The sequence below is a fragment of the Cellulosimicrobium cellulans genome, assembly GCF_007679345.1.
GTDB classification, from domain to species: Bacteria; Actinomycetota; Actinomycetes; order Actinomycetales; family Cellulomonadaceae; genus Cellulomonas; species Cellulomonas cellulans_A.
Map to the genome: position 1 here is coordinate 349,339 of NZ_VEGH01000001.1, position 21,962 is coordinate 371,300.

Genomic DNA, 21,962 nt, shown 5'->3' on the forward strand with positions numbered 1-21,962 from the left:
TCAGCCGATCTGGCTCGTCAGCGCCGCGACGGCCTGGTCGGCCGCCGCCTGGGGCGCCTGCTGGCCGCCGATCACGGCGGACCAGGCCTGGCCGACCGTGAGCTGCACGTCCGCGACGGCGGCGGGCGGGATCGAGGCGGCCGGGTAGCTCGCGCCGAAGTCGGCGATCGTGCGGGCGAACGGGTCGAGCAGGTCGTTGCTCGTGACCACGTCGGCCTGGGCGGTGTCCGCGCGGGACGGGATGGAGCCGACCAGGTCGGGGGCGAGCTCCTGGCCCTTCGCGTCGAGGTACGTGCTCTGCAGGTACTCCCAGGCCAGCTCCGGGTCGTCGGCGTGCGCGCCGATCCCCTCGCCCTCGCCGCCCAGGTACACCTGGCCCGTGTCGCCGAGCGGCAGCGGGACGACGCCGTAGGCGAAGTCGGCGTCGGACTCGGCGGTGCCGATCTGCCAGTTGCCGTTCTGCGCGAACGCGGTCTTCCCGGCCGCGAACTGCTGGAACGGCACCGTCTGGTCCCAGGTCACGGCCTCCTGGGTCAGCCAACCGTTGTCGACCCAGCCGCGCACGCGCTCGAACCCGGAGGCCAGGGCGTCGGCGTCGAGGTTCTCGTAGTCGAACCCGGCGTCGCTGATCCACGGGTACGCCTGCCACTCGCCCTGCGACTGCGGCAGGCCGGACAGGGTGATCCCGCCGTAGCCGGCGTCCTTCGCGGCCGCCATCGCGGCCTCGAGCTCGTCCATCGTGGTGGGCGGCTCGACCCCGATCTCGTCGAGGATGTCCTGGTTGTACCAGAGGCCGAGCAGGTTCACGTAGCCCTGGACCGCGTACAGCTGGTCGTCGACGCTGTGCAGCACCGAGTCGGGGAACTGGTCCGCGTCGGCGAAGTCGGCCCACTGCTCGTCGAGCGGCGCGAGCACGCCGCCCAGGGCGAGGGTCGCGGCCTCGGCGCCGTTGAACACGACGACGTCGGGGCCGGTGCCGGCTCCCGCGGCGGACACGAGCTTCGAGTTCATCTGGTCGTAGGGGACGTAGACGTTCTCCACGGTGGCGTCGTTCTCGGACTCGAACTTCTCCTTGTACGCGTCCATGAGCGCGACCTGGTTGGGGTCGGAGAAGTAGTGCCAGACGGTGACGACGCCGTCGCCGTCGCCGCCGCTCCCGGACGTGGAGCCGGCGTCGCCACCGGCGCTGGTGCCGCCGGAGCAGGCGGCCAGCCCGAGCGCGCCGACGGCGGCCAGGGCGATCAGGGAGGTGCGTCGTGCGTTCATACGGACCGGTCTCCTCGTCGAGTGCGGTCGGTGGCCGGGCCTCTGCGCCGCGTCCACCCGGGGTGTGCCGCTCCGACGAAACCTGCCGAAACGGTTTTCGGGGACGCTAGCACCGGGATTCGACGCGCGTCAACGGGGTGCCCGTGACTCACCTTTTCGTCGTACGCTGCCCCGGAGCACCAGGACAGGGGGACCCATGACCACCGACGCACCCGGCCGCCGCCAGCCCACGCTGCGCGACGTCGCGCAGCTCGCCGGCGTCTCGGTCGCCACGGCGTCCAAGGCGATCAACGGCAAGGCCGAGGTCAGCCCGGACACCCGCCGCCGCGTGCTCGACGTCGCCGAGCGGCTGTCGTTCACCCCGAACGCGCTGGCGCGGGCGATGCTCGACGGCCACACCGGCACCGTCGGCCTACTCACCCACGACCTCGAGGGGCGGTTCTCGCTGCCGATCCTCATGGGCGCCGAGGACGCGTTCGGGGCCGGCCGGTCCAGCGTCCTGCTCTGCGACTCCCGCGGCGACGCCATCCGCGAGCAGCACCACCTGTCGACCCTGCTCGGCCGCCGGGTCGACGGGCTCATCGTCGTGGGGTCGCAGACCGACGCCCGCCCGCCGCTCGGCCGGGACCTGCCCGTCCCGGTGGTCTACACCTACGCCCCCTCCACCGACCCGGCGGACGCCTCGGTGGTGCCGGACAACGTGACCGCGGGCCGGATCGCGGTCGAGCACCTGCTCGCGACGGGCCGCCGGCGCATCGCGCACGTCTCCGGCGACGTCACCTACGCCGCCGCGACCGATCGCGCCGCGGGCGCCGACGCCGCGCTCGCCGACCACGGCCTGGAGCGCGTCGGGCCCGTCCGGTACGGCTCGTGGTCGGAGGCCTGGGGTCGCTCCTCGGTCGCGGCCCTCCTGGAGCAGGACGTGGACGCGATGGTCTGCGGCAGCGACCAGATCGCGCGCGGCGTCCTGGACGCGCTGCACGACCGGGGCGTCCGGGTGCCCGACGACGTCGCCGTGATCGGGTTCGACAACTGGGAGCCGATGATCGCCGGGTGCCGGCCTGCGCTGACGAGCATCGACATGAACTTCCAGCTCATGGGCCGCCGCGCGGCGGAGCGGCTGTTCGCGTCGCTCGAGGGCCGGGACCCCGGCGGCGTCGAGATGATCGCCCCGCGCGTGATCGTCCGGGAGTCCACGGGCGGCTGACGGCCGGCCGGCGGGTGTCGCCCCGGTCGCCGCCACCCCCTTGTCGCGGCCGCACCGCCGCCGGTATGGTCCGGTCTATACCGGTCCACCCCGCGAAGGGACGATGCAATGGTGCAGGACATCCTCCAAGGCCTCGCCGACAACCTGCTCAGCCAGGTGCCCATCCTCATCGGGCTGATCGCGCTGGTCGGCCTGCTGCTCCAGCGCAAGCCCGCCGAGGACGTCATCGGCGGCACGCTCCGCGCGGCCATCGGCGTCGTCATCATGACCATCGGCATCGACGTGTTCGTCGGCGGCCTGGCGAGCTTCCAGGCGGTCGTCTCCAGCGCCGTCGGCGTCGAGCCGCCCGCCGCGACCACCACCCTCGACGACTTCCTGGCCGGCCCGGGTGCCGCCGCCCCGCTGATCATCGCGGGCGGCTTCGTCCTGCACCTGCTGCTGGTCCGCGTCTTCCGGTCCGCGCGGTACGTCTACCTGACCGGGCACCTCATGCTCTGGATGAGCATCGTGATCGCCGCCTGCTTCGTCGAGGCGTTCGGCGACCTGGACCGCTGGACGCTCGTCGGTGCCGGGTCCGTGGTCCTCGCCTGCTACTTCACGCTGCAGCCGCTGTGGATCGCCCCGCTCATGCGCCGGGTGATGGGCCACGACCAGTTCGGCCTCGCCCACACCACCTCCACGCTGGCGCTCGCCACCGGCTACGGCGCGAAGGCGCTCCGCCTGGGCGACCCCGTCAAGCACGACACCGAGAAGCTGCGGATGCCCCGCGGCGTCGCGTTCCTCAAGGACATGAACGTCGCCACCGCGCTCGTCGTCGGCGTCATCATGCTGATCGCCCTCGCGTTCGCCGACCCCGAGACGGTCGCCGCGGTGGCCGGCGACGACCTCGCGCCGTTCGCCTGGGGCGTCATGCAGGCGCTGCGGTTCGCCGGCGGCATCGCGATCCTGCTGTTCGGCGTCCGGATGTTCCTGGCCGAGATCGTCCCCTCGTTCAAGGGCATCTCCGACCGGCTGCTGCCCGGCTCGCGGCCCGCGCTGGACATCCCGGTGATCTTCCCGAAGGCCACCACGGCCGTGATGATCGGCTTCCTCGCCTCGACCGCCACGTTCCTGGTCCTGCTCGGCGTGTTCGCCGCCGCCGGGTGGTTCGTGCTGGTGCCGCCGATGATCATGCTGTTCTTCGGCGGCGGCGCCGGCGGCGTGTTCGGCAACGCGGTCGCCGGCTGGCGCGGGGCGGTGTTCGGCGGCGTGCTGAACGGCGTCGTCCTCGCCGTCGGGCAGTGGGTGTTCTGGGGCGTGTTCTCCGGCACCGCGCCCGAGCTCGCGACCCTCGCCGACCCCGACTGGTACGTCGTGTCCGCCGTGCTCGTCGCGGCCGGCGGCGTGCTGGAGCCGCTGGGCGCCGCGGCGGTCTGGGTGATCGCCGGCGTCGTGCTCGCCGCCTCCGTCGTGGTGCTGGCCGTCCTCGGCCGGCGCGCCGCCCGGGCCGAGCGGCTGGCCGCCGCGAGCCCCGCCGCCGACGACGACCTGGTCCGTCCCTGACCGGGCGACCCGACCCCGCCACCCCCGATCCGAGGAGCACCCCGATGCCCGACCGACCCGTCCCCCTCACCGTGCTGGCCGTCTGCGGCCTCGGCATGGGCACCAGCCTCATCCTCCGGATGACCTGCGAGACCGTGCTGCAGCGCCTCGGCGTCGAGGCACGCGTCGACAACACCGACCTGTCCACCGCCAAGAGCCAGTCCCCCGACGTCCTGGTCGGCCAGGGCATGCACATGGACGACCTGGCCGGCGTCGCCACCGTGAACGTCGTGGTGGACGACTTCGTCGACGACCGGGCCCTGGAGGAGCGGCTCCGCCCGGCGCTGGAGGAGGCGGGATGGCTGTGACCGCCGCCCCGACCCGCGCCCGGCACGTGCCCGCGGCGGCCGACTGGGCCGCGGCCGTCCGGCTCGCCGGCGACCTGCTGGTGGACCTCGGCGTCGCCGGCCCCGAGTACGGCGAGGCGTGCGTCGCCTCCGTGCGGGAGCGCGGCCCGTACATCGTGCTGGCGCCCGGCCTGGCGCTCGCGCACGCCCGACCCGAGGAGGGCGCCACCGGCACCGGCGTGGTCCTCGTCCGGCTGGGCGAGCCCGTGGTGTTCGGGCACCCGGCCAACGACCCGGTCGACCTGGTGCTCGCGTTCGCGACCCCCGACGCCGAGGCGCACCTCGACGTGCTGCGCGCGCTCGCCACGGCGCTCGGCGCCGGGCTCGCGACGGACCTGCGCGCCGCGCGGGCGGACGACCTCGCGGACCTGCTCGCCGGGGCGGTGACCCGATGACCGACGCCGTCGCCGACTACGCGGCCCGGGTCGACGCGCACCTGCGCCGGGTCGCCACCGCCAACGCGGACGCGGTCCGCGCGGCCGCGGCCGTCGTGGTCGAGGTCGCCCGCGCGGGCCGGGTCCTGCACACCGCCGGCGCCGGGCACTCGCTCGCCGGCGTCCTGGAGACGTTCTTCCGTGCCGGCGGCCTGCCGTTCGTGAACCCGCTGTGGCACCCCGAGGTGCTGCCGCTCAACGGCGCGGCGGCCTCGACCGACGCCGAGCGCCGGCCGGGCCTGGGCTCCGCGGTCGCCGCCGCGGCGGAGATCCGCGCGGGCGACGGCCTGGTGGTGTTCTCCAGCTCCGGCATCAACCCCTACCCCGTCGAGATCGCCGAGGCCGCCCGCGCCGCCGGGGCGCGGGTCGTCGCGGTGACCTCCCGGGCCGCGTCCGACGCGGCCCCGCTCCGCGCCGGCCGCCGGCTCGCCGACCTGGCGGACGTGGTCCTCGACACCGGCGCCCCGCCCGGGGACGTCGCCTGGCCGCCCGACGACCCGCGCACCGCCCCGCTGTCCTCGCTCGCCAACGCGCTGTGCTGGAACCTCGTGCTCGTCGCCGCGCTCGACGCCGACCCGGACCTGCCCACCTGGCGGAGCGCGAACACCGGGGCGCCGGCGGACCACAACGCCCGGCTGCAGGAGCGGTACCGCGCCCTCGTGCCGGCGATCTGACCCGGCACGGCCGCGCGCCGGGCGCCGGTGCGCCGGACCGGCCCCCGCGCACGCGCGCGACCTGCACAATGGGCTCGGCGGGAGCAGCCGCCGGCCGCACCGGAAGGACAGCCGTGACCCCTCTGACCCGCGAGGCCGTGGGCGCCCCGCCGCCGTCGGTGGCGAAGTACGCGTGGCTCAAGCGGGTGCTGGTCGACCACATCGACCGCGACCTCGCGCCCGGGGACCCGGTGCCGTCGGAGCGCGAGCTCGCCGACGGGCTCGACGTGTCCCGGATGACCGCGCGCCGGGCCCTGTCCGAGCTGGTCGCCGAGGGGCGCATCCGCCGGGTCCCGGGCCGCGGGTCGTTCGTCGACGAGCCGACCATCCGGCTGCCCATCCAGCTCACCTCGTTCACCCACGACATGCAGCAGCGCGGCTACACCTCCGGGGCGCGCACGCTCGACAGCGGGCTCCTCGCCGCGGACGACTGGCTCAGCAGCGTGCTCGACGTCCCGCGCGGCCACCCGGTGCTGCGGATCGTCCGGCTGCGGACCGCCGACGGGCAGCCCGTCGCGCTCGAGCGGGTGCACCTCAACGCCGACGCCGTGCCCGGGCTGGCCGACGTCGACCTCACCGACCGCTCGCTCTACGGGGTGCTCGCCGACCGGTACAGCATCGTGTTCGACGGCGGGCGGCAGATCATCACCGCGCGGCTCGTCGACCCCGGCGACGCGGTGCACCTCGACCTGCCGCCGGGCTCGCCCGTCCTGCACCTGGTGCGGACGTCGACGTGGCGGGGCCGGCTCCTGGAGTACACCGTGTCCGCGTACCGCGGGGACCGGTACGAGCTCAGCAGCGCGCTGTAGCGCCGGCCTCCGGCGGCCCGGACCGGTCCCACCGGCGGGATTCCCTGCCGGACCGGCGAGTGTGAGACAGTGCGTCTCCCCAGCAGCCGGAGGAGCCCCGATGACCGCGTCGACCGATGTGGACCCGACGTCCTCGTACCTCGACGCGTTCGCCGCGGCGGCGGCCGCGCGGGTGGGCGTGCCGACCGAGTGCAGCATCATCCTGCGCAACCACCACCTGCTCGACCAGGTCGCGAGCAGCAGCGAGCGCGCCGCCCGCTGCGACCGCGCGGAGGTGAGCTCCGGGGAGGGCCCGTGCGTGGTGGCGATCCAGCAGCTCCGCGGCGAGCTGGTCCCCGACGTGCTCGCCGAGGAGCGCTGGCCCGAGTGGCGCGCGGCCGCGACCGAGGCCGGCTTCCGGTCGACCGCGGCGCTGCCCGGCCAGGTGGACGCCGAGACGACGGTGGCCCTGAACCTGTACGCCGAGACCGTCGACCCGTGGGACCGCGACACGCTCGTCCGGATGGACCGGTTCGTGCAGGAGGTCGCGGAGGCGATCCGGACCCGGGGCCTGACCGCCTGACCGCTGCGGGGCGTCAGCCCTGCAGCCTCCGGGCGAGCATCGCCTTCGACTGCTCGGCGCCCTTGTGGCTCTCGTGCTGCGCGCGCCGGAAGAAGTCCGCGAGCTCCGCGTCCCCGGCGCGGTCGGCGTCCTGGGCGTACTGCTCCAGCCGCAGGACGTTGCTCAGGCACGCCTCGGCGAACCAGATGAGGTTGTAGTCCTTGTCCGGGGTGCCCGTGACGCCCCCGGTCTCGCTGCCCGACATGATGACCCCCTCGTCACGCGACGACCGCGCGCCACCCACGCTAGGCCCGGCCCTCGCGGCCGGCGACCGCGGGCCGGTGACGGGCGCGCGACTCCCCCGGGTCGCCGGGCGGGCCGCCCGTGCCTAGCGTGGCCGCATGACGAGCAGCCCCGACCCGGACCCGGAGAACACGCCCGGCCTCGAGCCCGGTGGCGGCGTCGCCCCCGGCGACACCCCGCCCGGCGAGTCCAGCACCTCCGGCGCGGCGTTCCAGGAGCCCGACCTGCCGAGCCGGCGGACGAACTGGCTCGTGTACGCGCTGGTCGGCCTGGTGGTGGTGTGCGCGCTTCTGCTGTTCGTCGGCTACGTGGTGGGGCTGCTGGGCTGAACCGGTAGCGTCCGGGCGGAGCCCCCCTGCGCGGGTGGCCGCGACCCGAGGAGAGCCGGTGACCCCCGACACGACCGCGCCCGGCGTCGGCGACGCGCTCCGGTTCGGCCGGGACGCCGTCCTCGCGCGCCTCGGGACGACCGTCGCGCTGTTCGCCGTGCCGGTCGGGCTGCTGGTCGCCGGGACCGTCGCCCTCTCCACGTCGGTGATCGCGCCTGCCGTCGACCTGCTCCGCGTGCAGGCCGAGGCGCGGGCCGCGGCGGCGCGGGCCGGCGGCGCGTTCGCCGGGACGAGCTGGGGGATCACGCCCGGCGCCCTCGGAGCGCTGCTCGGCGCCGTCGTCGCGCTCCAGGTCGTGGCGGTGCTGCTGCAGGTGCTGGGGGCGCGGTTCGGCCTCGCGCTGGTGGACGGCGCGCGGACCGGGGCGCGGGACCTCCGGGCGCCGCGCGGCCTGGGACGGCCGCTGGCGACCGCGGTGCTGCTCGCGGTCCTGACCGCGGTCGGGACGCTGCTGCTGTCCCTGCCCGGTGTGGTGGTCGCGCTGCTCGGCCAGTACGCGGTGCTCCTGTCGTTCGACCGGGGGTTCGGGCCGGTCACGGCCCTCCGGGAGAGCACCCGGCTCGCGAGCCGGCACCCGGGGACGACCGTGCTGCTCGCGCTCGCCGTGGCGCTCGTCGGGGTCGCCGGGTGGCTGGCGTGCGGGGTCGGGCTCGTGGTGGCGTACCCGGTCGGGTGCGCGACGACCGCGTGGCTGTACCGGCGGCTCGACGGCCTGCCGGCCCGCCCCGGAGAGCGCCCGGTGGGCTGACCGCGTGCCCGGGCCGCCCACGGCACGGGGCACCCTCAGCACCCGCCCGTCCCGACCTAGGTGGCGCACCGTGACGTCCAGGATGGCGCGCGTGAGCGACAGCACCAGGGCCGACCTCGAACCGTCCGGATACGCCGACCTCCTGTCCGACCTCAAGTCCCGGGTCCGCCGGACCCAGTTCCGAGCCGCCCGCGCGGCGAACAGCGAGGTGATGCGGCTGTACTGGTCGATCGGCCGCGACATCCTGGGCCGGCAGGAGGTGCACGGGTGGGGCTCGCGCGTGGTCGAGCGGCTGGCGGCCGACCTCCGGCGAGAGTTCCCCGAGCAGCGCGGCTGGTCGCGCTCGAACCTCCTGTACATGCGCAGAGCGGCCGAGGCGTGGCCGACCGAGTCCGCGTTCGTCCAACAGGCTGTTGGACGACTGCCGTGGGGCCACGTCACCGTGCTGCTCGACCGCCTCGAGACCCGCGACGACCGCGACTGGTACGCCGCCCGGGCCGTCGACGAGGGTTGGTCCCGCAGCGTCCTGCTGCACCACATCAAGGTCGGCGCCCGTGCCGCTGCCGGAGCCGCACCGGCGAACTTCGCCGACGCCCTCGATCCCGCCGACTCCGATCTGGCACGCGAGCTGGTCAAGGACCCGTACGTCTTCGAGCACCTCGCCCTGGCCCCCACCCGCAGGGAGCGCGACGTCGAGCAGGCCCTCATGGACCGGCTGCAGGACACCCTGATGGAGCTCGGCCGCGGGATGGCGCTCGTCGGCCGGCAGTACCACCTCCCGATCGGCAGCGGTGGCGAATTCGTCATCGACCTGCTGCTCTTCCACGTGGATCAGCTGCGCTTCGTGGTCGTCGAGCTGAAGGTCGGGGACTTCGCCCCGGCGCACCTCGGGCAGCTCGGCGCGTACGTCGCGGCGGTCGACGAGCTCGTGCGCCGCCCGGAGATCCACAGGGCCACCGTCGGGATCCTGCTGTGCACCGGCCGGAACGAGTCGGCCGTCAAGTACGCCCTCGCCTCGACCAGCGCGCCCGTCGCCGTCGCCGACTACCAGGGCCTGCCGGCGGACGCCCGGGCCGCTCTGCCCCCGGCCGGGGAGCTCCAGGCGGTCGTCGACGCCGAGGTCCACCGCACCAGTCCCCGCCCGCAGCCGCCGGCGCCCGGGCGCTAGGCGGACGCGACGTCGGGCAGCCGCTCCGCCCCGGGCCCCGTCTCCGCGGTCGCCGCCTCGGGCTCCGGCGCGGCGCCCTCCGTCCCCAGACCGGGGAACCGGTCGTGCCCGTGCAGGTAGCGGACCATCGTGTTGAGCGTCGCCGCCACCGGCACCGCGAACAGCGCGCCGACGATGCCCGCGGCGATGGAGCCCGCGGTCACCACGAGGAGCACCGCGACCGGGTGCAGCGCCACCGCGTGGCCCATGAGGAACGGCTGCAGCACGTTGCCCTCGACCTGCTGCACGACCAGCACCACCGCCAGCATGAGCAGCGCCGTGACCGGGCCCTGCGCGACGAGCGCGACCAGCACCGCGACGGCGCCGGTGCTCACGGCGCCCACGAACGGGACGAACGAGGCGACGAACACCAGCACCGCGATCGGCACCGCGAGCGGCACCCCCAGGATCGCGGCGCCCAGGCCGATGCCGACCGCGTCCACCGCGCCGACCAGGATCTGGGTGCGGGTGTACGCGGCGAGGGTGACGAGGCCGCGGCGGCCCGCCTCGTGCACCCGCGGGCGCACGCCCCGCGGCAGCAGCCCGACGGTCCAGGCCCACATCGACCGGGCGTCGCGCACGAAGAAGAACGCGCAGAACAGGGCCATCACGGCGCCCGCGAGGACCTGCCCGATCGTCAGGGTGGCCGACCACGCCCCCGTCAGCAGCGTGCCCGCGTTGTCGCGGAGCGCGTCCTGGCCCTGGGCCACGAGGGCGTCGATGCGGTCCACCTCGAGCCCCGGCGGGCCGTCCGACAGCCACACGAGCGCCTGGTCCACCCCGGCCAGCGCCTGGTCGGCGAGGTCGCCCAGCCCGGTCGCGATCGACCGCCCGGACAGCACCCCGAGCGCGGCGACCAGCGCGACCAGCCCGAGCACCCCGGTCAGGCTCGCCAGCCAGGGCGGGAACCGGGCGCGACGCTCCAGCAGCCGGGCGAGCGGGGTGAGCAGCACCGCGAGCAGCAGACCGACCGCGACGGCCACGGCGACCACGCGGAAGACGTCGACCAGCCACAGCCCGACGGCGGCGGCCCCGGCGATCGCCAGCAGCCGCCACGACCACGCGGCCGCGGCGCGGACCGACGGCGGGACGGGCTGCCCCTCGGGCGGCGGACCGGCCGTCACCCGCGCGCCGCGACGGCGGCCGCGACGAGGTCCGTCAGGCTGCCGGGCTCGGTCCAGTCGTCGACGGGCGCCCCGTCGACGAGGATCGTCGGCACCCGGACCTCCGCCAGGTCGAGCGCGGCCTGGTGCGTCGCCGCGGCGACCCACGGCGCGAACACCCGGGACGTCGCGCTGCGCTCCTCGGTGCCGCCGCCCGCGGCCGTCACGCGGTACGGCGTGGTGGTCACGGCGGTGAACCGCTCCGCGACGTCCGCGGGGACGCCCGCGTCGACGGCCAGCCGCGCGATCTCCTCGTCGGGCAGGCCGTCGGGCTCGTCGGTCGGCGGCTGGGCGGCCATCAGGGCGTGCAGGACGGCGACGTAGTGCTCGGGCGACTCGTCGGCGACGACGGCCAGCGCGTTGACGACGCGGGTCGAGTACGTCCCGCCGAACCGGGCGTCCAGGAACGCGAGCGGCCGGTGCACCACGGTGACTCCGCCCTGGTCGACCAGGTCCATGAGGGCGTCGGAGTACTGCGCGTCGAACCGCTGGCACCACGGGCACCAGGGGTCGGCGTACACGTCCACGACCACGTCGCCCGCGCCCGCCACCCCCACCCCGGCCGCGCTGATCGGGATGCCGCCGCGGTCGTCGGCCGCCGCGGGGGCGGTCACGTCCGCGAGCGCCGGCGCGACCACGTCGGGGTCGCCGCCGCCGTACGTGACCTGGTCGCCGGTGGCCGCGGTGGTCGGCTCCGCGTCCTCGCGGGAGGTGTCGACGGACACGCACGCCGCTAGCGGCACGGCCACCAGGCAGGCGACGAGCGCCGCGCGCAGCGCCCGGGCCACGCGGGACGGGCGGCCCGCGCGGGCGCGCGCGGGCGTCGGTGAGGTCGTCATGTCCGATGACTCCTTCGGGTGTGCCCCCCTCGAAGTGTCGGACCCAGGGTCGCACGGCCCCCCGCCCCGTCGGCGCCCCCTAGGTCCCTGCCGGTGCTCTCCCGCCAGACCTCCCCGGGACCTCCACGGCGCCCACCCGGGACCTCCGACGGACCCCTCCGGCGCCGAGCGAGCAACCGACACGTCGAGGGGGTACCCGGCGGATACTCGCTCGACGTGTCGGGTGCCCCCTCGCGGGCGGTCTCCCGCGGTACGGCACCCGGGTTCACCCGAGCCGACCCCTCCCGCGCGGACCGTCCCTGCCGATGGGACCCGGCGTCCGACCTCCCCCGCACCCGAACGGCGGTCCCGTGAACAGCAGCTGGAACCGGCAGTCCATCGGCGCGCGCATGGCGGCGGTCTTCGGGCTGCTGACCTCGCTCATCGTCGTCGCGATCGCCCTCGGGGTGGTCACGGCCCAGGTGCAGCGCACCTACGCGGAGCGGATCGCGCAGGCCGACCGGGTGCTGCGCCTGGCCGAGGAGGCGCGGTTCCAGATCGCCGACGCCACCGGGTGGCAGGGGCTGGTCGTGGCGGACACCGCGGCGCTGGGCCCCGAGGCGGCGCTCGCCGACTCGGCGTACAACCGCTCGAGCCTGCTGGCCACCGAGGCGGACGTGCGCGCCTGGCTCGCCGACCTCGACACCACCGGGGCGACGGCCGAGGAGCAGGAGGCGTTCGACGGGTTGGCGGGCGCGTGGGACGCGTTCTTCGCCGGCGACGACGCCGTGGTGGCGCTGCTCGCGACGGGGGAGCCCGACGACTACGCCGCGGCGCTCGAGTCCATCAACGAGGGTGCGGCCGGCGCCTCGTACGACGAGGTGCTGACGCTGGTGGACCGGATCCAGGGCTCGGCGGAGTCCCGGGTGCGGGACCTGCAGGCGCGGCAGCAGGCCGAGCAGGAGCAGGGCCGGGCGGTGCTGATCGGGATCGGGGTGCTCTCGGCGGCCTTCGCCGCGTACGCCGGGCGCAAGGTCACCCGGGACATCGCCGGCCCGGCGGGCCGCATCTCGGAGGTGGCGGCCGCGCTGGCGGAGGGCGACCTGACCCGCCGCACCGGCCTGGACGCGGGGGGCGAGATCTCCCGCGCGGGCAAGGCGCTGGACGACGCGGTCGACGCGGTGTCCGCGCTCGTCGGCCAGGTCGCCCGGACCGCGCAGGGCTCCGAGGCGACGGTGGGCGCGCTGCGCGGCGCCGCCGCCGAGGGCGCCGCGGCCGCGCGGGAGACGAGCACCCAGGTCGGGGCCGTCTCGGCGTCCGCCGAGCAGGTGTCCCGCAACGTGCAGGCGGTCGCGGCGGGCGCGGAGCAGATGGGCGCGTCGATCCGGGAGATCGCGCAGAACGCGTCGCAGGCGGCGAAGGTGGCCGCGCAGGCGATGACCGAGGTGGCGGCGACGAACGAGACGGTCGCCCGGCTCGGCGCCAGCAGCCAGGAGATCGGCGCGGTCGTCAAGGTGATCACCACGATCGCGGAGCAGACCAACCTGCTGGCGCTGAACGCGACCATCGAGGCCGCCCGCGCCGGCGAGGCGGGCAAGGGCTTCGCCGTCGTCGCCGGGGAGGTCAAGGAGCTCGCCCGGGAGACCGCCGAGGCCACCGAGGACATCGCCCGGCGCGTCGAGGCCATCCAGGGCGACACCGCCGGCGCCGTGGGGGCGATCGACGGGATCTCGCAGGTGATCGCCCGGATCAACGACTACCAGCTGACCATCGCCTCGGCGGTCGAGGAGCAGACGGCGACCACGTCGGAGATGTCCCGCGGCGTGGCCGAGGCCGCAGCCGGGGCGGGCGAGATCGCCGCCGGCCTGGGGTCGGTCGCCGCCGCCGCGGACCGCAGCGCGGGCACCCTGGCGCGCGTCGACGGGGACATGGCGCAGGTGGCGGGCGCGTCCCGGGAGATGGCGACGCAGATCGCGGCGTTCCGGGTCTGAGCCCCGGCGGGGTCAGCGCCGGCGCGCGCCACGGACCAGGCTCAGCGTGAGCCAGACCGCGGCGGCCACCACGAGCAGCACCAGCACGATCGCGACGACCACGGTGATGTGCCAGGGCTTGATCGCGTCCACGCACCCGACGCTACCGACCCGCCCCCCGCCGCGCGGCCGGTTCGGGGACCGGATCCTCCCGGCGGGCGCGGGGGCTGGGGGTCAGGCCGCGCGGCGTACCCTGCGGTCGCACCACCGCGTCCCCGCCGCGGAACCGTCGAGGACCGCCCGGGCGAAGCCGGTGTTCCCCGGCACCCGGTCCAGCTCGCGTCGTGCCCGCGCCCGCAGCGCACCCGGAACCCCGTCCCGCACCTCGTCCTCCGCGTCCTGCCGCACGACGTCGACGCCGGCAGACCGTCCCGGCGCGCCGCCACGGCCACTGCGCGACGAGTGGCCTCGACCCGGCAGGCCGGACCCGGCCACCAGGCGAGCGCACCCTTGCGCGCCGCCGGGCGCGGGAGAACACTCGCGGGCAGGTCCGAGGCCGGCCGGGAGCGGTGCGGCGCGATCCGGGCCGACCGGCCGAGGGGGGCGGGCGCATGGACCTCGGAGCACGCGCGATCGCGTTCTACCTGCCGCAGTACCACCCGGTCCCGGAGAACGACGCCTGGTGGGGTCCCGGGTTCACCGAGTGGACCAACACCGTGCGGGGGCGCCCGCTGTTCCCGGGGCACCGGCAGCCGCACCTGCCCGGCGCCCTGGGCTTCTACGACCTCCGGGTGCCCGAGGCGCGCGCCGCGCAGGCCGAGCTCGCCCGGGAGCACGGCGTCGCGGCCTTCGTCTACTGGCACTACTGGTTCGGCGGCGGGCGGCGCCTGCTCGAGCGGCCGTTCGCCGAGGTGCTGGCCTCCGGCGAGCCGACGCTGCCATTCTGCCTCGCCTGGGCGAACGAGACCTGGACCGGGACCTGGCACGGCGCCCCGGACCGCGTGCTCGCCGAGCAGACCTACCCCGAGGGCGACGACGAGGCCCACCTGACGGCGCTGCTGCCGGCGTTCCGCGACGAGCGCTACCTGCGGGTCGCAGACCGGCCGGTGCTGGTCGTGCACAAGCCCGGCCAGCTGCCGGACGCCCGGGCCTTCGTGGACCGCTGGCAGGCGCTCGCCCGTGCCGCGGGCCTGCCGGGGCTCTACCTCGTCGCCGAGGTCTCGGACTGGTTCGACTGGGGCGAGGGCTTCCCGGACGCGGAGGCGGTGGGCTTCGACGCGGGCATCCAGATGCGGCTGCCCGTGCGGTTCGGGCGCCGGGAGTTCTGGCGGCGGCGGGTCGGGCGGCGCCTGGGCCGCGGGCCGGAGCACTACCCCGTCGACCCGGCCTTCCTGGCGCGCCGGCCGCTGCCCCCGACCCGGCAGCCGTGCGTCATGCCGAACTGGGACAACACGCCGCGCTCCGGCCGCCGGGGCATCGTCATGACCGGCTCGTCGCCCGAGGTGTTCCGCCGGCACGTGGCCGACGCGACGGTGCTGCTCGCCGACCGCCCGGAGCAGGAGCGGCTGCTCTGGGTGAAGTCCTGGAACGAGTGGGCCGAGGGCAACTACCTCGAGCCCGACGTGGAGCACGGCACCGGGTGGCTCGAGGCGCTGCGCGACGGGCTGCGGGCGACGACCGGCCGGGTCCCCGCGGGGCGCGAGGCGGACCCGGCGCGCGCCTGAGGGTCAGGCGGCCGGCGTCGTGCGCGGACCGTCGAACGGCCCGCCGGCCCCGAACGCCGACGCCGCGAACCGCTCGCCGATCAGCCGGTGCGTCGCTCCGTCGGGGTGCAGCGCGTCGGGCAGCGGGTGGACCTCGGCGTCGGCGGCGCCGTAGAGCGACAGCCCGTCGACCAGGTGCAGGTGCGGGTCGTCGGACCGGCGCCCGGCCACCGCCGCGAGCGCGTCCCGGACGACCCGCAGCGTGAGCCGCCCGTTCGCCAGGTCGGACCCGTCGGTGGCGACGAACTGCACCCTCCCGGCGGCGAGGGCCGCCACGTCGAACGCCCCCGGCCCGGGCGTGTCCTCGTGGATGCCGCAGTAGATCGGCGTCAGGAGCACGAGCGGGGCGTCGGGGTGCCCCTCGCGGACGGTGTCGAGGAACCCGTGCACCGCCGCCTCGAAGGTCCGGCGCCGCATCCCGTCGAGGTTCACGACGTTGATGCCGAGCGCCACGCTGATCAGGTCGGCGGGCGCATCCCGCACGACGCGGGCGGTGGCAGGGTCGACGAGCGCGCTGCCGCCGAGGCCGAGGTTCCGCAGGTCGACGCCGCCCAGCCGCGCGGCCACGGCGGGCCAGGTGCCCGCCGGGGTCGCGGCGTTGGAGCCCTGGCTGATCGAGGAGCCGTGGTGCAGCCAGACGGGCCGGTCGTCGGGGGCGGGTCGCACGGGGGCGTCGGCCCGCAGGGCGACCACCTCGACGGACTCGTTGTGCGGCAGCCAGAGCTCGACGGTCTTCTCCCCCGCGGGCAGCCCGGCGAACGCGACGGTCTGCGGGCCGCCGGGCAGCAGGGCGGAGGCGCCGGTCGCCAGGTCCGTCTCCACGGCGTCGCCGGCGGTCAGCGGCTCGCTCGCGAGCACGGCGCCGTCCACGACCAGGTCGACCGCGCCGCGCGGGCGCTCGACCTGGCGGTACGCGAGCCGGGTGGGGTGCAGGACGAGCTCGACCGCGGTGGCGGTGGTCACGAGCGACACCCGCACGCCCGCGGGCTGCGCCTCCATCGCGAGCAGCTGCGGGTCGCCGAGCTGCCGGCCCACCCACGCGGGCAGCCGGTGCGGCCGGAGCCCGCGGGCGGTGCGCTCGAGCTGGGCGGCGCCGCGGATCGTCGCGGCGAGGTCGGGGGTCAGGGGGACGTCGATCATGCGGAGGGGTCCTCGGGGTCGGGGGCGGGCCACGCCCGCAGCAGGGTGTCGAGCGCGTCGACCACCCGGTCCCACGAGTCCGCGGGGGCCGGGGCACTGTGGTCGAAGCTGCCGATGCGCTCGAGCTGGACGAAGCCGTTGATGGTGCTGCCGAGCAGCCGGATGACGTGCACGCGCTGGTCGGCGGGGACGGCGTACCCGCGGAGCAGGGCGTCGGTCAGGGCCACGACGTCGACCGCGGACGGCGCGGCCACGGCGGCGGGACCGGCGCGGCGCTGCATCGCGGCCCACCGTCCGGGGTGCTCGCGGGCGTAGTCGCGGAACGCGTCGGCGTACCCCCGCAGGGCGTCGCGCCCGGAGCGTCCCGCCAGCCCGGTGGCGATCCGCGACGCGACCTCGCCCATCGCGAGCGCGGTCACGCCGTCGAGCAGCGCGGCGCGGTCCCGCACGTGGGCGTAGAGGCTCGCGGTCTGCACGCCGAGCCGCCGGGCGACGGCGGACAGCGTGAGCGCGTCGAAGCCGGCCTCGTCGGCGAGCGCCGCGGCGTCGGCCACGACGAGGGCGGGAGTCAGTCCGGCGCGGGTCATGCCACCAACCTACAACCTTTAGGCGATCGGCTGACGGGTATAGGTCCGGCGAGTGCGAGAGGATGGCTGCCGTGACTGCTGCGCCCGCGACCCCCCGGACCGTGTTCCTCGACGTCGACGGCACGTACGCGCACCACGGCCAGGTCCCGCCCGCCCACGAGCGGGTGGTCCGCGAGGCGCGCGCCCGCGGCCACCGGGTCCTGCTGTGCACGGGCCGTCCCAAGGCGATGCTCCCCGAGCAGCTCCTCGCCGCCGGGTTCGACGGGATCGTCGCCTCAGCCGGCGGGTACGTCGAGGTCGACGGGGTGGTGCTGAGCGACCAGCGGTTCCCCGCTGACCTGGCCGCGCGCGCCATCGAGGTGCTGGACCGCCACGACGCCGCTTACCTGCTGGAGGCCCCCGACGCGCTGTACGGTCGGCCGGGCGTGGACCGCCGGCTCGACGAGCTGCTCGGCGGGCACTTCGGCCGCGACGACGGCGGCACGGACGGCGCGGCGAGCCCGCTCGAGATCCTCAAGGCCCTGCGCACCCCGGACGACCTCAGCACCTGCTCGTTCGCCAAGATCACGTACTTCGGCGCGGCGATCCCGTGGCCCGAGCTCGGCGCGGAGCTCGGCGACAGGCTCGGCATCCTCCCCAGCTCGATCGCCGCGATGGGCGACGCCGCCGGGGAGATCTACCTGCTCGGGGTGCACAAGGCGCTCGGCATCGAGGCGGTCGTCGCGCACCTCGGGGTCGCGCGCGAGGACGTGATCGCGTTCGGCGACGGGCTCAACGACCTCGAGATGCTGGAGCACGCCGGCACGGCCGTCGCCATCGAGGGCGCGGACCCGCGGGTGCTGGCGGTCGCGGACCTCGTCGTGCCCGGCCCCCAGGTCGACGGCCTCGTCGAGGGCTTCGCCCGGGTGGGCCTGGTCTGACGGCGCCCGCCGCGGGCCGGCGGGCGCCGACCGCCCGCGGTGGCCTAGCGTGGCCGATCGTGAGCCTGCCCAGCGCCCCGCCGCCCCCGCCCGCCGAGCCGCGGCTCGTGCCACCCTCGACCCCCGGGCACCTCGCCGTGCGGATGGTGCTGCTGGTCGCGGTGCTCGGCTCCGTCGCGTACGCGCTGCTCCGGCCCGCCGGGGCCGGCGGCGCGGACGCGCGGTCGTACGGCGCGCCGGACGCGCTGCTCGCGCTCGGCGTGCTCGTCGCGCTGACGGCCTCGATCATCAGCGGCCCGGAGCCGCGGCTCGCGACCCGGTGGGCGTGGTTCTGGTTGGTCGCCTACATCTGGCCCGCCGCGGTCGTCTACCTGCTGCTGGAGCCGACGGCCGCCTGGCGGCGGGAGCCGGTGGCGGCACCGCGCCGCCGGCTCACCGGCGGCTGGGCGTTCCTGATCGGCGCCCTGGTCGGCACGCCCCTCACGGCCCTGCTCGCCACGCGCTGACCGCCCGCCCCGCCCGCCGCGGGCCGAGACGCCCGCGCCCGGCGGGGCGCCGCGTGGTCACCAGCCGGCGACCTGGCGCAGACCCTCGGCCGGGGTGAGCTGCACGAGCGAGAAGCCCCCGGCGTCCTCGACCTCGAGGCTCACCGCGACGGCGCGGCCGCGCTGGTGCCGGGCGACCCACTCGAGCACCTCGAGCACGTCGCCGCCGTCGACCAGCCGCCAGCGCTCTCCGGGTGCGCCCGCCGAGGCCAGGAAGTCCACGACGTACACCGGGTGCTCCACCTGGACCCACGAGTACCGCGTGCCCACGTCCCGTACCGCCTGCATCCGCCAGCCCTCTCCCGCGCGCGACCGATGCCACCGAGTGTGGCGGCCGCAGATGAACGCCGGGCGTCCGGGAGATGGGGACTTCCTGTGCGGAGCCCGGCGGCGCCGAGATCGGCGCTTCCGCCCGAGATCGGTGCCTGCACACGCCGATCTCGGCGCGAACCGCCGATCTCGCGGGGCCCGGCGGGTCAGGCCCCCGGCGCCTCCGCCGGGTCAGGGCGCCGCGACGGGGCGCCGCTCCGGCCCAGGCGCGCGCCGACGGCGCGGGAGAGGCGGTGCGAGGGCCGCTCGACGGCCCGGAAGAACGCCTCCGCCAGCAGCAGCGACGCCGGGACGGTCAGCAGCAGGACCGCGGGCGAGGTCCAGCCGGTGAGGTAGCCGACCGCCACGACGACGGGCTCGTGCACCAGGTAGAGGCTGAACGACCGGGTACCGAGCCAGCGCACGGGGCGGTGGCTCAGCGGCCGGGCGAGCGGCCCCAGCGCGGCGACCACGAGCAGCCCGGCGCCGGCGGCCTGCAGCACCCGGGTCAGCGCGACGACCGGCACGGGCACGTCCGCCCGGGCGCCGCCGAGGTCGAGCAGCCAGTAGCTCGTCGTCAGCAGCACGGCGGCCACGAGCACCGCCGCCCAGGCCCCGCGCCCCCACCGCGCGGTGGCGGCGGCGAGCCGGTCGCGGCCCGCGGCGAGCACGCAGCCGAGCGCGAACAGCGGCAGCTGGTACGCCGCGCCGAGCGCGTAGGGCGCGTCGACGGGGCCGGTCGCCGCGCCGAGCCACGCGATCGCCGCGAGCGCGCCCAGCACCAGCGGCGCCCAGTGCCGCAGCCGGGTCGCGGCGACGACGAACAGCGGCAGCAGCAGGGAGAACAGCACCTCCCAGCGCAGCGACCACAGGGCGGTCATCGTCGAGCCCGCCCGACCGACGACCAGCAGCAGGTCGCCGAGGACGCCCGCCCGGCCGACGTCCTTGTGGAACGTGAGCCACGGGCTGAGGCCGGCGGTGTCGCCGACGGGCACCGCGAACCGCAGGACCAGCGCCAGCACCACGGCGGCCCACACCGGCAGGTACAGGCGCAGCAGCCGCTGCGGGTAGTACGGCCCCCAGCGGTGCGACGGGCGGGTCGCGGCGACGGTGAGCACGAACCCGCTGAGCACGAAGAACACCTGCACGGCGACCTCGCCCTCCCACAGCAGGTGCAGCGGCGTGGCCGACACGACCTGGACGAGCGCGCTCCGCGGGGCGGCGGGGTCGTCGTGCACCGCCATCAGCGCCGGGGTCAGCAGCAGCGAGTGGTGGACGAGGACGACGAGGGCCGCGACGCCGCGCAGGCCGTCGAGGCCCGGCAGCCGGACGCCGCCGCCCGCGCCGGCGGCCGGGGCGCCGGGGACCGGGCCGCGGACGGTCGTGGGGACGGGCATCGGCACCTCCGGGTCGGGGGCCGGCCCGGGCGGCCGACGGCGCCCGGCGTCGCGGCCCGAGGCGTCGTTGATATCCCAGAACCCGGGCACGCCTGTCCGCTTTGCACGGATTTCGCCCGATCGGATGCACAGATCAGCGCGTCGGGTCGGCCGCCTCCCCGGGCCGGTACCGCGGGAGGCGGCTCGCCGGCAGCGCGGCGACCGCGCTCAGGCCGGCGAGCACCAGCAGCCCCACCCGCAGCGTGTCCAACCGGACCTGCTCGTTGACGGCCACGGCCGCGTCGACCTGCGCCGGGTCGGCGTCGGTTCGGGACCGCAGCGCCTCGCGGAGGTCGTCGTTGCTGACGAAGTCGACCGAGTCGAGGTCGACCTGCGCGACCAGCGACGGCGGCAGCTCCGGGTGCGCGAGCACGGCGCGCCCCACCCCGATGCCGAGGATCGTGACGAGCAGCGCGCCGACCAGGGCGGTGCCGACGGCCGACGCGAGGTTCTGGGTGGTGCCGCGGATGGCCCCGACGTCCCCCGCCTGCTGCCGGGGCGCGGCCGTGACGAGCACGTTGAACACGATCGTGACCAGGGCGCCCTGGCCCACGCCGAACACCACCAGCCCGAGGACGGTCGGCAGCGTCTCCCAGTTGTTCGTCACGACCAGCGACAGCCAGGTGAGCGCGGCGGTGGTGAGCCCGAAGCCCACGAGCGCGATCGTGCGCGGCGGGAACCGGCCGTACAGCCGGACGACGAGCGTCGCGACGACGAACACCGTGAGGTTGAACGGCATCATGGCCAGGGCGGTGTCCAGCGGCGTGCGCCCCTGCACGATCTGGATGTAGAGCGGGACGGTGAAGTTCAGCGCCGCCTCCAGCGCGACGACCGTGAACATCGCGTAGACGGCCGCGCGCTCCTGCGGCGACCCGAGCACCGACAGGTCGACGAGCGGGGTCCGCCCGGACGCGACCCGGCGCCGGGTCCACCGCACGAACGCCTGCCCGAGCACCACGCCGACGACCACGAGGACCGGGGCCGGCGACACCCCCGCCACGTCGAACGGCGCGTCCGGCGCGGCGAGCAGCAGGCCCCAGGCGTCGAGGTTCTGGAAGCCGACGGACACCAGGGCCACCCCGGCCCCGACGAGCACCGCGCCCACCGCGTCGATCCGGACGGTCGGGTCGCCGGGCACCGGGCGCAGCCGCGTGCTCAGCGCGAGCACGGCGACCGCGAGCGCCAGCGCGACGCCGAACACCGGCCGCCACCCGACGAGCGTGCCCAGCACCCCGCCGAGCAGGAACGCGGCGACCCCGGCGATCGCGCGGGCGGACCCGAGGGAGCCGATCGCGGTGGCCTGCTGGTCGCCGGCGTAGCTCTGGGCGATCAGCGCGACCAGCGAGGGCACGATCACGGCCGCGGAGGCCCCCGCGAGCGCCTGCGCCGCGATCACCCAGCCGACCGAGGGGGCGAGCAGCATCAGCAGGCTGGACACCGCGAACGTGGCGACCACGACCCGGAACGCGCGGACCCAGCCGAGCCGCTGGCCGACCTTCGCCCCGGTCATCACCAGCGCGGCGACGAACAGCCCGTAGGTCACGATCGCACCGCTGACGGCCGTCGGGGGCACCCCGAAGTCGGCGACCATGCCGCCGATGGACACCGGCAGGGACGCCAGGTTGAAGGCCATCAGCACCTGCGCGAGGAACAGGCAGACGAGGGGCAGCCACGACGCGCGCCCCTCCGCGCGCGGCGTGGCCGCCCGGACCTCCTCGCTCATGCACCGGCTCCCCTCCCGGCCGCGCGGGCCGCGCCCCCGCGGG

23 protein-coding genes are annotated in these 21,962 nt (G+C 76.3%); 14 read left to right on the top strand and 9 right to left on the bottom strand.

Features of this window, described 5'->3' with window-relative positions:
• A complete protein-coding gene (locus tag FS882_RS01610; protein ID WP_158370091.1) occupies window positions 1-1,266 on the bottom strand; it encodes an extracellular solute-binding protein in 1,266 nt (421 codons plus the stop codon).
• 196 nt (window positions 1,267-1,462) lie between these two features.
• Here FS882_RS01610 and FS882_RS01615 point away from each other — a divergent pair, with 196 nt between their 5' ends.
• The 7 genes from FS882_RS01615 (at window position 1,463) to FS882_RS01645 (ending at window position 6,919) form a co-directional block, all read left to right on the top strand.
• Window positions 1,463-2,473: a LacI family DNA-binding transcriptional regulator gene (locus FS882_RS01615; RefSeq protein WP_158370093.1), complete on the top strand. Its 1,011-nt coding sequence runs from the start codon at window positions 1,463-1,465 to the stop codon at window positions 2,471-2,473.
• 108 nt (window positions 2,474-2,581) lie between these two features.
• Window positions 2,582-4,015: a PTS ascorbate transporter subunit IIC gene (locus FS882_RS01620; RefSeq protein ID WP_158370095.1), complete on the top strand. Its 1,434-nt coding sequence runs from the start codon at window positions 2,582-2,584 to the stop codon at window positions 4,013-4,015.
• Between the two features lie 44 nt (window positions 4,016-4,059).
• Entirely contained in the window at window positions 4,060-4,362 is a 303-nt protein-coding gene (locus FS882_RS01625) for a PTS sugar transporter subunit IIB (RefSeq protein WP_158370097.1), read from the top strand.
• A complete protein-coding gene (locus FS882_RS01630; RefSeq protein WP_158370099.1) occupies window positions 4,353-4,796 on the top strand; it encodes a PTS sugar transporter subunit IIA in 444 nt (147 codons plus the stop codon). Before FS882_RS01625 ends, FS882_RS01630 begins: the two co-directional genes overlap by 10 nt.
• The gene (locus FS882_RS01635) at window positions 4,793-5,509 is read left to right on the top strand and encodes a sugar isomerase domain-containing protein (protein WP_158370101.1); all 717 of its coding nucleotides are present in this window, start codon (window positions 4,793-4,795) and stop codon (window positions 5,507-5,509) included. Before FS882_RS01630 ends, FS882_RS01635 begins: the two co-directional genes overlap by 4 nt.
• Before the next feature lie 113 nt (window positions 5,510-5,622).
• Entirely contained in the window at window positions 5,623-6,357 is a 735-nt protein-coding gene (locus FS882_RS01640; RefSeq protein WP_222848089.1) for a GntR family transcriptional regulator, read from the top strand.
• A 100-nt stretch (window positions 6,358-6,457) separates the two neighbouring features.
• Window positions 6,458-6,919 carry a GAF domain-containing protein gene (locus tag FS882_RS01645; protein WP_158370105.1) on the top strand — a complete coding sequence of 154 codons (462 nt, stop codon included), beginning with the start codon at window positions 6,458-6,460 and terminating at the stop codon, window positions 6,917-6,919.
• A gap of 13 nt (window positions 6,920-6,932) precedes the next feature.
• Here the strand turns inward: FS882_RS01645 and FS882_RS01650 are convergent, their stop codons facing one another.
• The gene (locus tag FS882_RS01650; RefSeq protein ID WP_158370107.1) at window positions 6,933-7,163 is read right to left on the bottom strand and encodes a hypothetical protein; all 231 of its coding nucleotides are present in this window, start codon (window positions 7,161-7,163) and stop codon (window positions 6,933-6,935) included.
• Between the two features lie 136 nt (window positions 7,164-7,299).
• On the opposite strand from FS882_RS01650, the gene FS882_RS01655 reads away from it, so the two are divergent.
• From FS882_RS01655 to FS882_RS01665, 3 genes are all read left to right on the top strand, one after another.
• A complete protein-coding gene (locus tag FS882_RS01655; RefSeq protein ID WP_158370109.1) occupies window positions 7,300-7,530 on the top strand; it encodes a DUF6480 family protein in 231 nt (76 codons plus the stop codon).
• 58 nt (window positions 7,531-7,588) lie between these two features.
• Window positions 7,589-8,338 (top strand): hypothetical protein, encoded by a 750-nt coding sequence (locus FS882_RS01660; RefSeq protein WP_158370111.1) that lies wholly within the window; start codon window positions 7,589-7,591, stop codon window positions 8,336-8,338.
• Window positions 8,339-8,429: 91 nt separating this feature from the next.
• Window positions 8,430-9,506 (top strand): YhcG family protein, encoded by a 1,077-nt coding sequence (locus tag FS882_RS01665; protein WP_262347994.1) that lies wholly within the window; start codon window positions 8,430-8,432, stop codon window positions 9,504-9,506.
• Here the strand turns inward: FS882_RS01665 and FS882_RS01670 are convergent.
• Together FS882_RS01670 and FS882_RS01675 are read right to left on the bottom strand one after the other, a co-directional pair.
• Window positions 9,503-10,669: an AI-2E family transporter gene (locus FS882_RS01670; protein WP_158370113.1), complete on the bottom strand. Its 1,167-nt coding sequence runs from the start codon at window positions 10,667-10,669 to the stop codon at window positions 9,503-9,505. The genes FS882_RS01665 and FS882_RS01670 overlap by 4 nt on opposite strands.
• Entirely contained in the window at window positions 10,666-11,547 is an 882-nt protein-coding gene (locus tag FS882_RS01675) for a DsbA family protein (RefSeq protein WP_158370115.1), read from the bottom strand. The genes FS882_RS01670 and FS882_RS01675 overlap by 4 nt, the downstream gene beginning before the upstream one ends.
• Before the next feature lie 389 nt (window positions 11,548-11,936).
• Here FS882_RS01675 and FS882_RS01680 point away from each other — a divergent pair, with 389 nt between their 5' ends.
• Window positions 11,937-13,517, top strand: coding sequence for a methyl-accepting chemotaxis protein (locus FS882_RS01680; RefSeq protein WP_158370436.1), 1,581 nt, complete (start codon window positions 11,937-11,939; stop codon window positions 13,515-13,517).
• A gap of 590 nt (window positions 13,518-14,107) precedes the next feature.
• Complete coding sequence (locus tag FS882_RS01685; protein ID WP_158370117.1) at window positions 14,108-15,220, top strand: glycoside hydrolase family 99-like domain-containing protein; 1,113 nt, start codon at window positions 14,108-14,110, stop codon at window positions 15,218-15,220.
• 3 nt (window positions 15,221-15,223) lie between these two features.
• Here the strand turns inward: FS882_RS01685 and FS882_RS01690 are convergent, their stop codons facing one another.
• Together FS882_RS01690 and FS882_RS01695 are read right to left on the bottom strand one after the other, a co-directional pair.
• A complete protein-coding gene (locus tag FS882_RS01690; RefSeq protein ID WP_158370119.1) occupies window positions 15,224-16,399 on the bottom strand; it encodes a GDSL-type esterase/lipase family protein in 1,176 nt (391 codons plus the stop codon).
• Window positions 16,396-16,986 carry a TetR/AcrR family transcriptional regulator gene (locus FS882_RS01695; protein WP_158370121.1) on the bottom strand — a complete coding sequence of 197 codons (591 nt, stop codon included), beginning with the start codon at window positions 16,984-16,986 and terminating at the stop codon, window positions 16,396-16,398. The genes FS882_RS01690 and FS882_RS01695 overlap by 4 nt, the downstream gene beginning before the upstream one ends.
• A gap of 71 nt (window positions 16,987-17,057) precedes the next feature.
• On the opposite strand from FS882_RS01695, the gene FS882_RS01700 reads away from it, so the two are divergent.
• Window positions 17,058-17,906, top strand: coding sequence for an HAD hydrolase family protein (locus FS882_RS01700; RefSeq protein WP_262347996.1), 849 nt, complete (start codon window positions 17,058-17,060; stop codon window positions 17,904-17,906).
• A gap of 59 nt (window positions 17,907-17,965) precedes the next feature.
• Window positions 17,966-18,412: a hypothetical protein gene (locus tag FS882_RS01705; RefSeq protein WP_158370125.1), complete on the top strand. Its 447-nt coding sequence runs from the start codon at window positions 17,966-17,968 to the stop codon at window positions 18,410-18,412.
• A gap of 57 nt (window positions 18,413-18,469) precedes the next feature.
• Here the strand turns inward: FS882_RS01705 and FS882_RS01710 are convergent, their stop codons facing one another.
• From FS882_RS01710 to FS882_RS01720, 3 genes are all read right to left on the bottom strand, one after another.
• Window positions 18,470-18,739, bottom strand: a complete 270-nt coding sequence (locus FS882_RS01710; RefSeq protein WP_158370127.1) for a hypothetical protein — start codon at window positions 18,737-18,739, stop codon at window positions 18,470-18,472.
• A 188-nt stretch (window positions 18,740-18,927) separates the two neighbouring features.
• Entirely contained in the window at window positions 18,928-20,157 is a 1,230-nt protein-coding gene (locus FS882_RS01715; RefSeq protein ID WP_158370129.1) for an acyltransferase family protein, read from the bottom strand.
• A 133-nt stretch (window positions 20,158-20,290) separates the two neighbouring features.
• Window positions 20,291-21,919, bottom strand: coding sequence for an MFS transporter (locus FS882_RS01720; protein WP_158370131.1), 1,629 nt, complete (start codon window positions 21,917-21,919; stop codon window positions 20,291-20,293).
• Window positions 21,920-21,962: the final 43 nt, after the last annotated feature.